General features: G+C 61.5%; 14 protein-coding genes. 4 read left to right on the top strand and 10 right to left on the bottom strand.

All coding sequences use genetic code 11. From position 1 onward, the window contains the following. The 6 genes from RBR41_RS14650 to RBR41_RS13655 all read right to left on the bottom strand — a co-directional run. Nucleotides 1–92, bottom strand: a 92-nt coding sequence (locus tag RBR41_RS14650; RefSeq protein WP_413785163.1) for a twin-arginine translocation signal domain-containing protein, incomplete at its 3' end; no start/stop codon positions are given. 943 nt (nucleotides 93–1,035) lie between these two features. Continuing rightward, nucleotides 1,036–1,266 carry a hypothetical protein gene (locus tag RBR41_RS13635; RefSeq protein ID WP_320353208.1) on the bottom strand — a complete coding sequence of 77 codons (231 nt, stop codon included), beginning with the start codon at nucleotides 1,264–1,266 and terminating at the stop codon, nucleotides 1,036–1,038. Nucleotides 1,267–1,283: 17 nt separating this feature from the next. Next, nucleotides 1,284–2,300 carry a glycosyltransferase family 2 protein gene (locus RBR41_RS13640; protein ID WP_320353209.1) on the bottom strand — a complete coding sequence of 339 codons (1,017 nt, stop codon included), beginning with the start codon at nucleotides 2,298–2,300 and terminating at the stop codon, nucleotides 1,284–1,286. After that, nucleotides 2,287–2,556 (bottom strand): hypothetical protein, encoded by a 270-nt coding sequence (locus RBR41_RS13645; RefSeq protein ID WP_320353210.1) that lies wholly within the window; start codon nucleotides 2,554–2,556, stop codon nucleotides 2,287–2,289. Before RBR41_RS13645 ends, RBR41_RS13640 begins: the two co-directional genes overlap by 14 nt. Nucleotides 2,557–3,198: 642 nt before the next feature. Beyond that, entirely contained in the window at nucleotides 3,199–4,881 is a 1,683-nt protein-coding gene (locus RBR41_RS13650; protein WP_320353211.1) for an FmdE family protein, read from the bottom strand. A gap of 532 nt (nucleotides 4,882–5,413) precedes the next feature. Continuing rightward, nucleotides 5,414–6,070, bottom strand: a complete 657-nt coding sequence (locus RBR41_RS13655) for a molybdenum cofactor guanylyltransferase (protein WP_320353212.1) — start codon at nucleotides 6,068–6,070, stop codon at nucleotides 5,414–5,416. 350 nt (nucleotides 6,071–6,420) lie between these two features. Here RBR41_RS13655 and RBR41_RS13660 point away from each other — a divergent pair, with 350 nt between their 5' ends. The 4 genes from RBR41_RS13660 (at nucleotide 6,421) to RBR41_RS13675 (ending at nucleotide 12,569) form a co-directional block, all read left to right on the top strand. After that, nucleotides 6,421–6,909, top strand: a complete 489-nt coding sequence (locus tag RBR41_RS13660; RefSeq protein ID WP_320353213.1) for a CvpA family protein — start codon at nucleotides 6,421–6,423, stop codon at nucleotides 6,907–6,909. Between the two features lie 190 nt (nucleotides 6,910–7,099). Further along, complete coding sequence (gene mazG, locus RBR41_RS13665; RefSeq protein WP_179980870.1) at nucleotides 7,100–7,897, top strand: nucleoside triphosphate pyrophosphohydrolase; 798 nt, start codon at nucleotides 7,100–7,102, stop codon at nucleotides 7,895–7,897. A gap of 20 nt (nucleotides 7,898–7,917) precedes the next feature. Further along, entirely contained in the window at nucleotides 7,918–10,128 is a 2,211-nt protein-coding gene (locus RBR41_RS13670; protein ID WP_320353214.1) for a hypothetical protein, read from the top strand. Continuing rightward, entirely contained in the window at nucleotides 10,125–12,569 is a 2,445-nt protein-coding gene (locus tag RBR41_RS13675) for a hypothetical protein (RefSeq protein WP_320353216.1), read from the top strand. The genes RBR41_RS13670 and RBR41_RS13675 overlap by 4 nt, the downstream gene beginning before the upstream one ends. Nucleotides 12,570–12,973: 404 nt before the next feature. Here the strand turns inward: RBR41_RS13675 and RBR41_RS13680 are convergent, their stop codons facing one another. The 4 genes from RBR41_RS13680 to RBR41_RS13695 form a co-directional block, all read right to left on the bottom strand. Beyond that, entirely contained in the window at nucleotides 12,974–14,038 is a 1,065-nt protein-coding gene (locus RBR41_RS13680) for an ABC transporter substrate-binding protein (protein ID WP_320353217.1), read from the bottom strand. 263 nt (nucleotides 14,039–14,301) lie between these two features. Then, a complete protein-coding gene (locus RBR41_RS13685; RefSeq protein ID WP_320353218.1) occupies nucleotides 14,302–15,477 on the bottom strand; it encodes an ABC transporter ATP-binding protein in 1,176 nt (391 codons plus the stop codon). After that, on the bottom strand, nucleotides 15,474–16,304 hold the full coding sequence (locus tag RBR41_RS13690; RefSeq protein WP_320353219.1) for an ABC transporter permease: 831 nt from the start codon (nucleotides 16,302–16,304) through the stop codon (nucleotides 15,474–15,476). Before RBR41_RS13690 ends, RBR41_RS13685 begins: the two co-directional genes overlap by 4 nt. Then, nucleotides 16,301–17,269: a radical SAM protein gene (locus RBR41_RS13695; RefSeq protein WP_320353221.1), complete on the bottom strand. Its 969-nt coding sequence runs from the start codon at nucleotides 17,267–17,269 to the stop codon at nucleotides 16,301–16,303. The genes RBR41_RS13690 and RBR41_RS13695 overlap by 4 nt, the downstream gene beginning before the upstream one ends. Between the last annotated feature and the right edge of the window lie 321 nt (nucleotides 17,270–17,590).

Genomic DNA, 17,590 nt, shown 5'->3' on the forward strand with positions numbered 1-17,590 from the left:
GCTTCGCCCAGATCGAAGCCCAGGTTCCCCAGTGTCAGGCATAATACCCCTGCACCGACACCTTTGAGAAAACTCCGTCGGGTGCTTTTCATAAGACCTCTCCTTGTTTGAGCCTATCACATGCGCGTGGCCGAGGCAGGCGGGCGCGCAAAAAATCGCTGTGGCGACCTCTATGCGGACGCCCTCTTACGACAAAAAGAATCGAAGTCACCATATTACAAAAATCGTGATGTCGCAAGGACGTACGTTTTTTTATATTGGATTCTCAGTAGTTTGTGATATTTTTCCCACATGTTAAAATGTCATACCATTACAGACGCATACTCACCCCATTCGGCCCTGTCCCACGGTTGGCGGGCCAAAAACCCCTTTACGCCTTGCGTAATATCACACTGGAATCAATACTATTTTACTCAACCACCCTATTCGTTATTTTATGAAAAAAAATATGCCAAAAGGTAAAGACAACAGTGACTTTCAAGCCGTCTGATCGCCGTGTATGGGCTCCAGACTACCTGAGCAAATCCTCACTTGAGCATGATTATTATACTTTTTGATACAAAAGTGCCTCGCCACGAGGGAAAGTCCGGGCCGAAGGCCGAAAGCTGGCAGACCGCCACGCGGCGACAGGTCAGAGCAGGCAAGCGAACGGCCAGATGGGCACATGCCGTTGGCCCGTTGGCCCGTTGTTCCGTTGGCCCGTTGTTCCATTGGCCCGTTGGCCCGTTGGTCCGTTGGCCCGTTGGTCCGTTGGCCCGTTGGTCCGTTGGACAGGTTGAGAAAAGGAAGGCAGATGGACGCGCAGCCGGATGGCGATACGCCAGAGAGGCAGGCGGGCAGGCTGGCAGGCAGGCGGGCAGACGGGCAGGCGGGCTGGCGACGGTATTTGCCGCAATGCCTCTGAGAAACCACGCAGCGCCAGCCGAGGATTTGGAGCAAGGCGCGTGATCCCGGCCCAGTCGCCCGCAATTCCTGCGGAAGGATGATTTTTTTAAGCGCCGTTGGGGCTTTTTTTCACAGTGCAGCGCTGTTTTTTTATCGCGTCACGGTCACAGGCCAGCGCGTTCTGGCGCAGCTGGGCGCAGCCTTCACCATGCCGTCCGCTTCCACGCCCGCTTCTACCGCCCGCTTCCACCGCCCGCTTCCACCGCCCGCTTCCACGCCCGCTTCCACGCCCGCTTCCACGCCCGGTTTCCACCGCCCGGCTTCCACATTTTGGCGCAGGGCAGCCAAGACGCGCTGGCGGTTCTTTGCACGGGCACGCACTGAAACCCCTGGCGCTGCTACGCGTCCTGCTCCGGGTCGTCGTCTTTTGGCAAGGATGCCCTGACGGGCTGCCCTGCGTACAATTTTTTTTCCACTATATAGCGGGGCCTGTTTTTTACCTCAGCGAACATTTTTGCGATATATTCACCCATGAGCGCAAGGCAAAACAACTGCACAGATCCAAGCAGCAGCACCACAATAATCATGGACGTCCAACCCTGGATTGTATCGCCCATGACATACTTGAAAAGCGAAACGCACGTGTAGGCCAGCGCGGCAAGCATCAGGATAAAACTCATAAGCCCCGCAAGGCGCAACGGGGCCACGCTGCATGAGGTGATCCCTTTCCAGGCGAAAGAAACCATCTTCCAGAAAGGATACTTGCTTTCACCCGCAGTGCGCTCGCGGCGCTCATAATGCACCTCGCTGTGCCTGAAGCCCAGAGAGGGAAACAGTCCACGCAAAAACAGCCCCTGCTCACGGATATTGTCAAGAATCTCCAGCACGGGGCGGCTCACAAGCCGATAGTCGGCATGGTCGGGAATGAGGGGAACTTTCAGCCAGCGCATGATACCATAGAACATATGCGCAGTGCGCCGCTTGAAGGCGGTATCGGTACTGCGGTCGCAACGCACGCCGTAAACGATATCGCTGCCATTGGCATACTGCTCCAGCATCCTGGGAATGGCGGCAATGTCGTCCTGCAGGTCTGCATCAAGGCTTATGATGCAATCAACGCCCCAGTCGCGCGCGGTGATCATACCCGCCCAAACGGCATTCTGGTGACCGGCATTGCCCGCAAAGCTGATGGCCCTGCAAAAGGGATCGGCGGCATGGCGTTCTTCAAGCAAGCGCCAGGTGCCGTCCGCGCTGCCGTCGTTTACATACAGGGCATAGCTTTCATCCTGAATGAGTCCCTTGGCCTTGCACTCAATGAGCACGCTTGAGAGCGCGTCCATAGTTTTGGGCAAAATCTCTTCTTCATTGTAACAAGGCACAATCAGCGCCAATAAAGGAATATCAGGACGATTCAATTTTTTTCTCCGGTCGTATCACGTCGAAAATATCTGCGCGCAGCCTGACCACCCGCTGCGCGTCGGCGGCTCTGACCACAACCCGCTTCCAGACCGTGAGCCTGCCAGCCTCACTGACTGCCACACAGGCAAGACTGCTCAAATCCATACTTCCATCAATGTGCAGCACAGCCTTGCCCTCGGCAATGACCGTTGCGGAGGCCGGGGCGTAACGCAACGCTACGGCGGATGTAGAGCTTGTTTCACTGGCCGTCAAGGGAGCAAACCTGCGCAAAACGGCTTGTATCATAGGGACGTTGTCTGCCAGTGGACTAGAGCAGATTAATGGTAAAATGTGAAGTATGTTACCGTTAATCTACGCCATGCGTAAAGCCTCTTTGAAACACTTTGTGGGGAGGCCCTATTGCAAAAGCCCCCCGCACCCCCCCCCGAGTATTTTCGCATTGAGAATATCCATTTTCGCGGTAGCCCTTGGCCGTTCCTGCGGGCGTGCCTGAACCGTTGGCGGGAACCGCCTTACGGAGCAGGACAGCACCGCTACGGATAGCGACAGCGGTTCTTCCACGTAGATGTCGTGAACCAATTACTGTCTTCAGGCGTATTTTCGCGGCAGCCGTCAGGCGACGAAGAAGCCTTACGGCTGCCAACAGCATTGCTGGTGAAATCGCACCAAAACCCTTACTACCTTTTCAACAAAAAAACAGCACATTACAATGTTGAAACACTCTGCAACGACATTGCCCAGATAAAAAATAAAGGCAGCCAGCACAGTTCTGCCAGCCGCCTTTATGTTGCATTTTTTTACCCTGAAGACTGTTCCGCACTGTCCCGCCTTGTTACGTCAGCAAGGCAGGAAAAAAGACCTAGGTTGTGGCATCAGCCTGCATGCCTCCCCTGCCTATTTGCCGAACCAGCACTTTGGCCAGGTACAGGTATGGCAGGAGAGGCAATAGCCCCCCTCGCCCATGCGCGCGAGTTCGGCGCGGGTAATCCCGCGGTTGGACAGCAGGCGCGGCAGCACCAGATCCAGAAATGTTGTTTTGAAGTACAGCGCGCAGGCTGGCACGCCGAGCACCTGCATGTCGCCGTCGGGGCCGGGGATGCGCCCCATAAGGCTCATGGTGCCCGGCAGCACGGGTACGCCGTGCAGCACATCGGTCAGGCCGGCATCCATCATGGCATGCCGCGTCACATCGTCAGGATCAACGGAAAGGCCGCCCGTGGTGATCAGCAGGTCAGCCCCGGCCTGGCGCATTCCAGCCACAGCCCTGACCATCATTTCTCTGTCGTCGGGCACGATATCCGTCTTGACCACGCTGCACCCCAGCATGGTGACCTTGGCCGTAATGACGGGGATAAACTTGTCCTCAATGATACCCTGAAAAACTTCCGTGCCTGTGACAAGAATGCCCACGCGCGCCTTGCGCAGGGGCAGCACGCTGAAGAGCGGCCCGCCTTCCAGAACCTCAAGCGCCTGTGAGAGCCGCTCGCGGGAAATGAAAAGCGGAATGGCCCGCGTGCCCGCCAGGGGGCCGTTCTGCTTGACCAGGGTGGCGTCCTGCCGCGAAGCCACCATTATTTCAGGCACAAGGTTGAACTGGCGCATGCGTTCCACATCCACGCTGAAAAGGCCGTCCCTGGCTGCGGTAAATTCCACCTTGCCCTCGCGCGGTGGCAGGGAATAGCTCACGCCCTCGCCCGCCATGCGGCGGGCAAAAATCTCGGCCGCCTCGTTCTCGTGGACAAGATTGTCCTCGCCGGAGGCAAAGGAAGGAGCAGCCCCTTCTGCGGCGGGGGCGTCCGTCACCGCCACATGAAAACGTCCCATCTGTTGCAGACGGCAGATATCGCCCACGCTGATGCGCTGTCCGGCCTTGAACTCCGGCCCCTTGAACTGGCCAGGGTCGATGCGGGTCATATCGTGCACCAGGGTCTGCCCCACGGCCTCCTCTACGGGCACCACGCGCACGCCTGTGGCGGCCTCGTGGCGCTCGGCGGCCTTTATTTCGCGCCGGGCCACCACATATGGGGCTTCGCCCTGACAGCCCCGGCACACGGGGCCGTCTTCAGCGGGATAGGCCTCGCCGCACACAGGACAGCAGACAATGCGCGACATATGCTTGTGCCCGATGAAGCGGCGCTTCACCATAATCGGCTCAACCTTGCAGATGGTGTCGCCAGCCTGCTCTATTTCGGCCTCAAGACGGGGTACATCCTGATCTTTCTTGGCTTTTTTCTTTAAAAACCACCCTTCGATCTCGGGATACGCGGCCATTTTCACCGGGTCAACGCTCACGCGCACGCCTTCGCCCGTATGCTTGTCAAAAAGCGACACGGCATAGCGGCCCAGATTGTGTATTTTCATCCAGCCGTTGCCAATGCTGCACAGGGTCAGCAGCTGCACCGCGTCAGGCAGGCATTTGCCGGACTCCACCACTGCTTCGAAAAGCGTGCCCTCGGGCAGATGCCTCTTGGCCAGCTCAACCATATACCCGCCCACAAGCAGGCCGGGAGCGGCATAACCGTGAAAATTCTCCGCCAGGCGGCGAAATTCGTCAAAAGTATAGGAGCCGATGTTCATGCGCTTCTCCAAAAAATGCTGCCGTATGCGACAGATGGGGACTATGTTCAGGATTTGTGTAAGCCAAGTCGCTCTTTATTGCTACCCGCCCGCCGCGCTGCCCCGATATGGCCGGACAGCTTTTTGTGAACGGATGACGCGGCCTTCCGCCAAAGGCGTGCGTTTATCACAGAACGGCATGTCCAGATAACAGTGAGGTATTATTAATAAATCACGTTTTTTAAAAAATCGTGATCTTCAGGGCAGTGTCATCTCGAGATGAATCTTCTGTCATATCAGGAGGAACGACCTTTATGCAGGGAGCGTACTCTGATGATACCCAACCGGAATAAAAGACGAAGTTCAATGCAGAAACAGCTGTAAAGGCGCTCGTGCCGACAAGGCCCAGGGCATTTTACCTTTGAAAAAGTGTACATGCTCTAACGCTGCACGAAAGTGCAGCGCGCCACAACGTGGCGTGGATTCAGCCGCAAATCGCATTTTCGGCTGAATGAAAACTTTGAAATGTGAAGCATTTCAAAGTCAATCTGGTCTAGCACAGCCGGGCCCGGGCCTGGGCCAGGTCTTCGGGGCTGTTGCAGTTGAAAAAGGGCGCGGCCTCTTCAGGCCCGTAATCCAAAAAACATTGTAATTCCTGAGGAATAACACTGGCAAGCCTGCGCTGCCCCTGGGCGAGAGCGCCATCAAAATACGGCAGGGCCCCCACCTCATACACGGCGACGAGGGATTCAACGCGCCCGGTATGCCGTTCGCGGTATGCCGTGACAAGGCACGTGGCCGGGGCCGCATTTCTGGCCGCGAGCAATTGGCGCAAGGTGGGGGCATCCATCAGCGGCAGATCGCAGGAAAGCGCCAGCACGGCTGCATAGCCCGTCTCCTGTGCCCGGCGCAGGGCCGCTTGCAAACCTGCCGTGGGGCCCACCCCCTGCACTGTGTCGAAAACGCAGTCATACCCCTGCCGTGGCGTGTCTTCACGGCAGGAAACAAAACATACGGGCACAAGGGAACACACCAGAGAGTGAATACGGCCCAGCATGCTGCCGTCATGGCCGCCCGTCATGCTCTCTGGGGAGCCTGCGTGCGGCGGGGCAATCAGGGGTTCCAGGGCCTTGTCCCTGCCCATGCGGCGGGAGAGTCCCCCTGCGAGCACGACCCCGGCAACCGGGCCCCTGTTCTGCTGTACTGTCATGTCCCCTCCCTTCCATTGTGCTCTGCGAACGGGGCTTCCTTATAAACTGGCTTTGAACGTGCCCTTACATGGGCCTTAAACGGGCCGTGAACTGATTTTACACTGGCCTGGGACTGGCTTTGAACTGGCTCTGAACGGCTGCTTTTCTCGCCGCCACCTCTGCCCACTGTAATCACTGCACGGATCATGTCAAAACCACCATGGGTTGATGCCCTTTGCGCGGGGCATGCCCTCCCCGACGCATTGTGCCGCGCCCACGCTTTTGCTATGGTGTCTGGCGCTGCCCGCTGGCGCACGCATGCGAGCGCGGCGCCAAAGGCACACGCAAGGGGCACGTTCAGGGAGAAACCATGGGCCAGGATATTTTTGACCTCATTGTTGTTCTGACGCTGGCGTTCTTTGCCGGACGCGGTTATCTTAACGGCTTTGTTGGCGAAGTGGCGGGCATTGTGTCGCTGTTGGGCGGTTTTTGGGCTGCCCACACCTATCACCATCTGCTGTCGCCCCACCTGACCCTCATTTCCGATCCGGGGTGGCGCACCATTGCGGCCTATGTACTGGTATTTCTGGGCGTGCTCATATCCGTGGCCCTGCTGGCCCGCCTGCTGCAAAAAATTCTTTCACTTTCTTTTGTCAGTTGGGCCGACAGACTGGCCGGGGCCGCGCTGGGCTTTGCCAAGGGCGCGCTGTTGTGGTCTTTGTGCATGCTTGTGCTGCAAAAATATTTCTCACAGGCGGCCTTTATGCAGCACAGCCGTGTGCCGCCCTATTTTGTCGCCCTCTCGGCGCAGGTTCGTGGCTGGCTGCCGCCCGACCTCGTATCGCGTCTTGGGCTTTAAGGAAGCACTCTTAAAGAACTTCCTGGAAACGCGCAGGTATCTCGTTTGGCAAGGCGCGAGCTTTTTTTGAAACAAGAGTGGACTCTTACGGCCTCTGTTGTTTCAAAAAAAGTGAAGCAAATCCGCAAAACGAAATACATCAGCATTTCCGTAACACTGCATCCGTAACAGGCAAGGAAGCGTAGACTCTATGGAAAAGAGCGCAGTTGAAGAATTGCAGGCCGTCATTGACAAACTCACCAGTCCCGAGGGCTGTCCCTGGGACAAGGAGCAGACCGCCCAGTCCCTGGCCGACTACGTCATTGAAGAAAGCCACGAACTGGTCAGCGCCATACGCTCCGGCAATGTGGCCGACATCCGCGAAGAGCTGGGCGATGTGGCCTTTCTGCTGCTTTTTGTGGCCCGCCTGTATGAAAAGGAAGGGCAGTTCAGCTTTGCCGATGCCCTCAACAACAACAAGGCCAAGATGATCCGCCGCCATCCGCACGTTTTTGGCGACACGGTTTTTGACAGCCTGGACGAACAGCTCAAAGCCTGGGAAAAAATCAAAAGGGCCGAGCATGCCGACGAAGAGGGCAAGCCCAAGGGGCTCTATGACAGCCTGCCGGAAAGCCTGCCCCCCCTGCTGAAAGCCTACCGCATCCACTCCAAGGCTGCCCGCGTCGGCTTTACCTGGCCCGAGGACGAAGAGGTGGAACAGCAGGTTGAAGCCGAATGGCTGGAGTGGCTGGACGCATCCGCCAGCAACGATGCCGAGGCGCAAAAGCACGAACTGGGCGACCTGCTTTTCAGCATTACAGAACTGGGACGCCGCAAGGGCATCAAGGCCAGCGAGGCCCTTGACCTTGCCACGCGCCGCTTTCTGAAGCGCTTTGCCCGCATGGAAGAACTGGCACGCCAGCAGGGGCAGGACTTTACGGCCCTGAGCCTCGACGAAAAGGACGAACTGTGGAATACGGCCAAGGCAGAGGAAGAGGCCCGGTCCTGATCACGGGGCAGACGCGGCCCATGTCGTGCGCGGCGCAGTGCCGCCCTTTTCTTGCGGCTTCCGTGCCGCCGTTGCGCCTGCTGCCGCTCTTTTTCTGCGTGCTGGCCCTGCTGCTTTGCGCCTGCACGCCACGGCAGGAGGGCGCTGCACGGCGCGCGTCCGGCGCATCTCAAGCGGTTTCCGCCTCAAACGGCGTTCTGCCGCGCGCTGATCCCGGCTATCTGCAATGGCTTGAGCGCCAGTCCATGCTCGGCTCCACCCAGGAGCTGACAGCCCAGGTCTCCGGCACGGAACGCATCTGGCGCAACAGCGCCGCCGCCCGCCGGGTTCCTTTGCTGCTCTCCGCCGCGCCTTCATGGCTGGACGTGAACCCGCATACGGTCACGTCGGGTCAGCCCTTCTGGAAGGCCCTCGGCCTGTCCGGGCTGCCGGAATTTCTGGGTCAGGCTGGCCTGAACGGACTTTTTGCCGCGCCCACGGGCGAAAAGGGCGACATCTGGGGCAGCCAGAAGATGTCCACGCCCGGCGGCGTCAATGTGGCGGCCCTGCGTCTGGACCCGGCCATGGGAACAGAGGAAGATTTTGAGAACACCGCGTCCCGTCTGGAAAAACAGGACATCCAGATGGGTGGTGAACTGCCCCCGGCCGCCACTGGCCTTGGGCCGGACTTTATCCTGCAGGCGCGCCGCGCCTCGCGTTTTGACGGCCTCTATGCCATGATGGCCGTGCCGCAAAAAGATTGGGACGCCCTGCCTGTCACAGGTGATGAATGGGACTGCCTGCCCCTGCGCCCGCAGGCCGTGCAGACCCTTGTGCAGCGGGGGCTTCTGCCCGCAGGTCTCAGCCGCGACACCCTGCCCTGGGCAACGCCCGGCGGCTGGGCCGTCACGGGCGAGGTACGCGGCGCGGACGGGCAAGTACGGCGCTGGGTGTACCGCTACAGCGGCAACGCGCTGCGCCCCGTCCTGCTGTGGCAGGATCCGTCGGGGCAGGCCCGGCGCATATTTTCGGCAGCGGTCATACGCCATACCGGCTTGCAGCAACACACCCTCGCGGGTCTGCGCCTGGAAGCGCTCATGGGGCTGGATGTGCCCGCCGCACAGGCAAGCGCGACGCCTGGGCAGGAAATGGGCCAGGCAATGAAGCCGTCCGTGAGCAAAACCAAAGGCCAATCTGCCAGCCGTCAGGCCGATGCCTCCAGTCTGGCGGAACTGACGCCGGGGCTGGAAGCGCTGGACGCCCTTTCGCGCGAGATACACCGCTACGGCGGCTGGGCCATGCAGGACGACGTTCTGCCGCCCTCCCTGACCAAATCGGTGCTGGACACGGCCGTGGATTTTACGCGGGACGTCATTACCGAACCCGCTGCGGCTTACGCCCTGCTGAGCGGCGACGCCGCCCCCCTGACGCGGCTTTTGCGCGCCTCGCTGGAGCAGGGAGTGGATCACAGCCGTCTGGCGCGCGGGCAAAAGGACTTGCAGCGCGTGGACTGGCGGCCCCTGCTGGATCTTCCTCAGGGCAGGGACATGGTGCGCCGGGCGCAGCAACTGGCCAAGGCCTCGCCCGAAGACACCGCGCTGTGGACAACGCAGGCTGGTCTTGCGGCCCTGGCCCTTGGGCTGGACGCCACAACCGCCACAAAACCCGCGCACACTGCGGCCATGCGGCAAACGGTATTGCTGCTGCTCTCTTTTCGCATCGGGCTTCCGGGGCTGGCCTTTATCAGCCCGCAGGACATGACAGGCGCGCTCAACCTGCCGCAGCCCCCGGCGGGCCTGCCAGCCAGCATGGGCAATGTGCCCCTGTGGGAGGAGCGCATGGGCCTTGTGGGGTCAGTACCGCCCGCGCCCCTGGCTTTCGGCGCTCTTGACAGGCAGTGGGCGGACAAACAGAGTTTTGTTCACGAACTGGCCGCGCTTTTGCGCGCCCGGCGCGATGCCGGGCTGGCCTCAGGCCGCGTGGTGGCCATTTTTTCCGGCCCCGCAGGCTGCGTGGGCGTGCTGAGCACCCTGCCCGGTGGCGGCTACTGGCTGCTGGCCGCCAATTTTTCCAATAAAAGCCAGCGCCTTGCCTGCACCCTGCCAGGCCCGGTGCGCGGCGCAAGAAATATCCTGAACGGCCAGAACCTGCCCGTGCAAGGGCATACTGTGGAACTTGACCTTGACGCCCGCCAGTCCCGGCATGTGCTACTCGTGGGACAGGCGGCAACTTCTGAAGGAGCGAATCCATGACCCAGAACCCCACCACGCCTGAAGACGACCAGCACAGCCGCGTGGATAATGCCGCCCAGGCCCCTTCCAGCGGGCACGGCAAGGACGCTCAGGCCAACGCGGCTGGTGACTCGCAAGGGACAGGCCCCCTGTCTTTCGACCGGGCAGCCGCCAACCAGCAAGACGCCTCCTCCCCGCCGCAAGCTCCGCAGGATTCCCACAGCGCTGGCTCCGCGTACGACCATGCGTACAGCCCCTCGTCCGGCCCGTCGTCCGGCCCCTCGTCCGGTTCTTCGTCCGGTTCTGTCCAGCAGGACTACGCCCGGAACGCGGCCAGCCAGGATGGCGACAAGGACAACGGCAAGCCCAAAGGACGGGGCATGCTCTCCTCATGGCGGGCAAGGGCGGGCAAATCCGCTGACGGGCAAAACGCCGCCACGGCTGCCGCCAGCGCGGCCCCGGAAGCCACGGTAAAACCCAATGCCGCGCAAAAGATTTTTGAGGCCGCCAGCCGCGTCGGGCCGTTTTTTCTGCTTTTGATACTGCTGGCGCAGGCGTGGCCCGCCTTTATGGGCAATGCCCTGTACTGCCCGCGCGAGGCTGAAAGCATCCTTGTGTTCAACCAGACCAGCCAGACAGGGCTGTGGCTCGCCCCGGCCGCTCCCGGCCTTGCCCACTGGCCTGTGTACCACTGGTACCTTGCGGGCATGCAGAGCCTCATGGCCACGGCTGGCCCCAATTTTGGCCCCCTGCTCTTCCCCCTTGCGGGTCTTGCGGGCGCACTGCTCTGCCTTTTGGGCGCGTGGACGCTGTCCCGCGTGGCTGGCCTGAACTCGCAGGCGGCGCTGGCAGGAGGCATGATCCTTCTGGCCGCACCGCTCTTTGTGCCTCTGGCCCATTTTACCGGGCCGGAAAGCCTTGCCGCCGCCCTTACCCTCTTTGCCCTGGCCCTGCTCTGCCACGGCTGGCAAAAACCCCAGGCCTGGATAAGCCTGCCCGCTGGCTTTGTGCTGGCAGCGCTGGCCGGACTCACGGGGGGACTCTTCCACCTCATGCTGCCTCTGGTGGCCAGTATTTTCTTCCTGGGCTGGCGTGGCTCTTTCCGTCGGGCGCAGGGACTGGACGGCGTCACCGGCTTTGTGCTCCTGCTGCTTATGGTGGCCTGCTGGCTTGGCGGCGTCATGCTCTGGCAGCAGCCCGACGGATATCTGAAATTTCTGGGCGAACGCCTCATGCTCTGGCCCTGGCCCAGCGCCAAATGGTGGCTGCCCCTGCTCGTAGCCGCTGCGGGCCTGCTGCCCTGGCTGGCCATTGTTGCCTGCGTTTCCTGGGTGCGCGTGCTGCGCACCGCCCCCGGCGACCTTGCGGCCTCGCGCAAGGACAGGGCCGGAATCGCCTTTATGTGGATAAGCCTTGCCGTGGCCGCTGTGCTGAGCCTCACGGCCTATGATCCCGTCGGCGCCGCGCTCACCGTCATATGCCTCGCGGCCCCCTTGCTGGGCAAGGCGCTGCTGCGCCTCACGGGCCTTGGCGGCCGACTGTTCTTCATCTTTGCCGCGCTCTGCCTGCTGCACGCGGGCATGGCCCTGACGGCGGCGGGCTTCGGCCCCACGCTGGACTGGATGGGAGGCTTCTTCAAGTTCACCCTCACCGCAGACCAGCGCGCAATAGTCCTCGGCCTCAAGGCCCTGCCCATTATCGGCGTCATATGCATCGCGGCCGCCGTCCTTCTGGCCCGCATGGTGCGCAAGGGCGCTCACGGCGGCATGGGCGGCGCGCTGCTCATCTGCACGGTCATCGTCATCTTGCTGGCCCAGCCCGGCTCCCTGTTGCTTGGCCCGCAGCTCAAGGCCGTTCCCCAGGCCAAACTGAGCCATCTTGAAGAAATACTGAACCCCGCGCCCGCCACCACGCCTGAAGCTCCCGCCAGCGAAGCCCCGGCCCCGGAAGGCGCAACCCCGGAAAACGCTGCACCTGAAGCTACGGCCCCTGGCGCTGCAACCCCAAACACTACGGCCCCAAACACTACGGCCCCTGGCGCTACGGCCCCTGCCGCACCTGCTGGCGAATCTGCGACGCCCGAAACATCTGCTCCTGACGCCGCCGCACCGCAGGCCCCCGCCCCTGAAAGCGCCAAACCGGATGCGGACACGCAGGCATCCCCCATTGACGAGGCGCTTAAAAAGGCCGCGTCGGAAGCCTCGGGCTACGATGCCAAGATGATGGAAGAAATGGACGCCAAATTCGGCAAGACCGGCGATGCCGCCAGCACGCCCGCGCCAGGCACGGGTGAGATCAAGGGTCAAGTCAAGGGCGACGGCGCGGCTTCTGGAACCTCCGCAGCCACCGGAACCCCTGCTGCCGACCCCGCGGCCCCGGTCGTGGAGCCTGCACCAGCCGCGCAACCCCACGCGGATCCGGCTGAGGCTCCGGCAGCTTCTGGCGATCAGCAGGCCAAGTAAGCCCGCAAGCCTCTGACCCACTGAATAAACAAGCGCCCTCTGCCCATGCAGAGGGCGCTTGTTATTGTCAGACAGGCAGTACGCTCAAGAACCTTTTCACGGTGAAAGACTGTGTGGGGGAGGGACCCTTTTGCAAAAGGGTCTCCTCCCCCACGCCCCCTCCCCCTAGAGCATTTAACACTTGAAATGCTCGCGTACGGCAGGCAAAAGCCCGCCTACTCGCATTTCGTGGCAAGGATTTTCAGAAAAATCCTTGCAGAGCATTTAACTCATTTCATTCGTAAACTGCTCTAAAACCTTTATTGTTTTTGGCGGGGATGACGCTTTTTCTGATTTGAAACGAAACTGTTACTGCGTGGCGGCGTTGAACCCCAAAATGTTACGTATTTCAAAAGTGATATGAGCTAATGACTGCCGACAGCCTTTTGCACAAACTGCGGTCGTGAGCGGGCCTCAAGGTCGGGAACTTTTTTGAGCTTGCCTATGCTGTGCAAAAATTCTGCTGTGATGCCAAGGCTTTTAAGCGTCTGTTCGTCCAGGCGCAGCCGCCATTCCATTTTGCGGAACATACCTGTCTCCAGTGCCGCAGGCGCGCCCGTGACAGCGGCGGTTTCAGTCCCGGCGGCCACGGGGTCCGCATTGATAAAGGCCACGGCCCTGGCGGTTCCGTCCACAACAGCCTGTATGGCCTCAGGATGGGCGTCGGCGTATGCGCGGGAGGCCACGATCAGCAAGGGATAATCATTGCCAAGGCCCGAAAGATTGGCAAGCTCCCGGCTGCCGGGCGCTTTTTCCAGCGTGAGCGTGGGCGTCGGCTCGGAAGCGGCCAGAGCGTCGATGGAGCCAGCTATAAGCGCTTCGATAAGCTCTTTTTGCGAAATGTTGACCAGTGTCACGTCCGCCGGGTTTACGCCCTGCGCCTTGAGATAAAGATAGACAGCCCCGTGCGTGCTGGAGCCGAACTGCACGCCCAGGCGCTTGCCGCGAAGATCAGCGGGGCTGGTGATGCCCGACTTTTCACCCGTCATGATGGAATGCATCTTTTCGCCGCCGCCATACGCGCCAATGAGTACGCAGTCCCGCTCGCTGGCAAGGGCGATCAACGCGGGCACGTCGCCCATAACAGCCACATCGGCGCTGCCGCTGACCAGCGCCTCGGCCCCGGCGACACCCGCACTCATGCCAAGGTTCACCTCCTGAACCTTGACGCCGTCAGCCTCAAACCAGCCCTTGCGCATGGCCAGAAACTGCGGCGCATAATAGCCCTTGGCGGTATAGGCCAGACGGCAGACCTGCGCCTGCCCTTGCGTCTGGCCTTGCGCCTGGCTCTGGGGCTGGCCCTGAGGCTGGCCCTGGGGCTGGCCCTGCGCCGCCCGAACACTGCCCGCGCCCACTGCGGGCAGAAGACAGTTCGCGAAAAGCAGCAGGATCAAAAGGGGCCAACGCGACAACAAGCGTGTTTTACGCATAAAATTCTCCCGTTCTGGCTGTTTGACGTGTTGAAGGGTGAAAGACCGTTAAAAAAGCCCTGAATAAAGAGCCTTCTGGAAACGCGCAGGTATTTCGTTTGGCGGCGTTCCCTTAAAATTTCCCTGCGGATCATTCCGCAGCTCAGTCGGGCAAAAGACGCCTGCCGGAGATATTTTTGGGAAGAAGCCCGGTTGGCGGCTGCGCTGCCACCGTTGCGGTTCACGGGGAATGCGGGCAGCAACCTACAGTATTGCCCCCGTGTTCAGGCTCCGTTTTCAGGCCACATTTTCAGGCCATCTGCAGGCTCCGTGCTCACGCGCAACTGCCCTTCAAGCTTCGCGGCCAGAGCCGCAAGGGCCGCATCATCACGGCAGCGCGGCCGAGGCGCGACCACGTTTTCCTGACAGCCCAGCCCGTGAGGAGGCCTGTGCAGCACCACGACCCTGTCAGCCAGATAGACAGCCTCGTCCAGCATATGGGTGACAAAGATGACGCTCCATCCGCACTGCTGCCACAGGGTCACAAGCTGATCCTGAAGCCTATGGCGGGTCATGACGTCCAGCGAGGCGAAAGGCTCGTCCAGCAGCAGAATCGACGGACGCAGCACCAAGGCTCTGGCCAGTGCCACCCGCTGCCGCATGCCGCCCGAAAGCGAAACCGGCCAGGCTTTGACAAAATCTTTCAGGCCTACCTGTTCCAGAGCCTCACGGGCGCGCGCGCGGGCCTCGGCACGGCTGACGCCCTGACGGCGCAGGCCGTAGGCCACATTGCCCTCGGCCGTGTACCAGGGGAAGACCGCGTGATCCTGAAAAACCACCACCCTGTCCGGCCCCGGCCCCGCGACGGCGCGCCCTTCAAGAAGCACCTCGCCCGCGCTGGGGCGGGTAAAACCCGCAGCCAGATCAATCAGCGTGGACTTGCCGCTGCCGCTGGCCCCGACCACTGCCAGAAATTCCCCGGCGTGCAGTGTAAGATTCAGCCCGCGCAAGGCCGTCACGTCGGCGCGACCGTCCTGCCCGCCAAATATTTTGCTCACCTGCCGCAACTCCAGAAGCGGCATGCCCTGCGAAGGTTCCTGGGAAATTATGGCTTCGTGATGAGGGGCAGCTTGGGGTAGAACCACGGCTTCGTGATGAGGCTCGGCTTGGGGTGGAATCGCGGCTTCGCGCGGGGGCATGACTTCGTGTTGGGTAACGGCTTCGCGCGGAGGCACGGCTTCGTGCGGGGTCACCGCTTCGTGTTGGGTAACGGCTTGGCGCGGAATCGCGGCTTCGTGCGGAGGCACGGCTTCGTGCGGGGCCACCGCTTCGTGTGTGCCCGGAATCTTGGATAAATCCCAAAATCCCGGCGTGTCCCGAAGTTCGGGGGAACCCAAAGGCCCGGAAGTCCCCATCACTTCTGTGGAAGCCTGCGGCGAGTTCGGCGTCATGCTGTTCATGCGGCCTCCGCGCCTGAGGCTGTCCCGGCGGCGGCCACCATGCCCCAGCGCGCCAGCGTGCGCCGTTCCAGCGGCATGAGCACGAGCCGTTCCATGCCGAGTCCCAATATGGCGATAACGGCAATGCAGGCAAAGGCCGAAACATAGTCCATTGTCCAGCGCGACTGAATGATGGCATAGCCAAGCCCGTCACCGGAGCCCACCACCATTTCCGCCGCCACCAGCACGCGCCAGGCCGCCCCCATGCCGATGCGCAGTCCGCTCAGCAGATGCGGCAGCGCGCAGGGCAGGGACACCGTGGCAAACAGGGCCAAAGGCCCGGCCCCGCACATGCGCCCCGCCCGCAGATAACGCTGATCCACGCTGCGCACGCCCATAACGCCCGCAATGGCCACAGCCGGAAATGTGGTGAGCACGATGATGGTCACCGTGGCCGTGTGGTTGAGGCCGAACAGCAGTATGGCCACCGGTATCCAGGCAAGACCGGGGATGACCTGTATGACCTCCACCGTGGGCATGGTGACGCGCCGCACCCCCTCGCTCCCGCCAGCCGCCAGGGCATAGACAAGCCCGGCCCCAAGGCCCAGCCCAAAGCCTTCAGCCCAGCGTTGCAGGCTCATGCCAAGGTGGTGGTAGAGCGAGTGTTCCAGAAAGATCATGCCCAGCGCCATGTCCCAGAGCACCTGGGCCACCTGCCAGGGGCTTGGAAAGGGTATGCCCCTCACCGCCGAAACCATCAGGGCAATGGCCTGCCACAGGCCAAGACCGAACAGCCAGGGCGCGGCCACGCGCCACAGCCGGACAGCCCATGCCCGTGCAAACTTCACGCTTCGGCCCTGGCCTGGCGCACCTCAAGCCCCGCCTCGCGCAGCACAGCGCGTGCGCCAGGCAGGTCAAACCCACGCCAGGGGCTGGCGCTCGAGGACGTGTCGCGGGGGTTGGCGGCCTGCTCCACAATAATGGTATTGGCGCCGCAGCGCAGGGTCGCGGGCGTGGGCGGATGTACGCAGAGATGCCGCCCGCCGTCGGGATACTCCAGCCGGGCAAGGGCGGCCACCCGTTTGAGATAGGCGTCGGACACCTGCCCGTAACGGGCCAGCGGCGTGCCCATGATGGGCACGCGGGCCATGACGCCCGTGCCCGATGCCCCCACCTCGCGGGCGCGACGGGCCTCGACCAGTATTTCTTCAGGGCTGTGTTCCGGCCCCAGAGGCTCAATGAGATATTGCAATTCAAGGCCGCCCTTGAGTACATTCTCGATGGTGCGCAGGCGCATGTCCACGCTGTGTCCCGTGTCCACTCCCTCGCGCAGCCTGACCACATGGTAGGACATGGTAAAGCCCGAATCCCTGAGCGCCCTGATATCGTCGGAACCCATTTCGCCCGTATTGATGACAAGATGGATGTCGCTGCCGATGCGATCCCGCGTCAGGCGGCCCAGGCGCTGCAAAGCATCCAGGGGGTAGTGCTGCGTCGTGCGCAGAACCACAAAATCCGCCCCCCCGTCGGCCAGTTGCCCGGCCTTTTCCACAATAGTCTCTGCCGTCAGGGGCGGGGCAGTCTTGTAAACGTCCCAGCGCGCGGCCTGACTGCAAAACGTGCAGCCCATGTCGCAGGGCGTGCTGTCAATGCCTATGGCCGCCCAGACAAAGCCCCGGCTGTCTGCCAGGCTACGGCTCATGCTGTCCGCCTTTTCGAGCAGATGGGCTATGCGCCTGTCGCTGACAGTGGTGTCCAGCAGCAGACGCGCTTCTTCACTGACGGAAAATTCCTTCGCCGTAGCCTCTGGCATGGCATGCCTCCTGACGGCTGTACCGCCTTTTTCGCGCGTATCCGAGCGTATCCGGGCGTATCCGCGCCTGTGGGCGTCCTTACGTGCCTTTTCCGGCCTTTTTTCTGGCCTGGGCGTGCCTTGTCCGGGCCTGGCCACGCCCTGCCTGCACACTGTCTGTGCCCTGCCCGCCATGGCGCACGTTTGTTGTTGAAACCGATACTATTCGAGTATCCTCACTACTAGACCAAGTCAAATAACAGAGCACCGCACTTTGATTATGTCCGTGCAGAATAGCGGCAATCCCCCGCCGGGCAGACTCGACAAGGCCCGCGCCTCTGG

Origin of the sequence: Desulfovibrio sp., from assembly GCF_034006445.1 — a bacterium.
GTDB lineage: Bacteria > Desulfobacterota > Desulfovibrionia > Desulfovibrionales > Desulfovibrionaceae > Desulfovibrio.

Bases quoted from the DNA above. Each gene is read 5' to 3' on its own strand.
- mazG (WP_179980870.1), top strand. From the start codon at position 7,100: ATGGAAAAGAGCGCAGTTGAAGAATTGCAGGCCGTCATTGACAAACTC.
- RBR41_RS13655 (WP_320353212.1), bottom strand. From the start codon at position 6,070: ATGACAGTACAGCAGAACAGGGGCCCGGTTGCCGGGGTCGTGCTCGCA.
- RBR41_RS13680 (WP_320353217.1), bottom strand. From the start codon at position 14,038: ATGCGTAAAACACGCTTGTTGTCGCGTTGGCCCCTTTTGATCCTGCTG.
- RBR41_RS13650 (WP_320353211.1), bottom strand. From the start codon at position 4,881: ATGAACATCGGCTCCTATACTTTTGACGAATTTCGCCGCCTGGCGGAG.
- RBR41_RS13675 (WP_320353216.1), top strand. From the start codon at position 10,125: ATGACCCAGAACCCCACCACGCCTGAAGACGACCAGCACAGCCGCGTG.
- RBR41_RS13685 (WP_320353218.1), bottom strand. From the start codon at position 15,477: ATGAACAGCATGACGCCGAACTCGCCGCAGGCTTCCACAGAAGTGATG.
- RBR41_RS13660 (WP_320353213.1), top strand. From the start codon at position 6,421: ATGGGCCAGGATATTTTTGACCTCATTGTTGTTCTGACGCTGGCGTTC.
- RBR41_RS13695 (WP_320353221.1), bottom strand. From the start codon at position 17,269: ATGCCAGAGGCTACGGCGAAGGAATTTTCCGTCAGTGAAGAAGCGCGT.
- RBR41_RS13670 (WP_320353214.1), top strand. From the start codon at position 7,918: ATGTCGTGCGCGGCGCAGTGCCGCCCTTTTCTTGCGGCTTCCGTGCCG.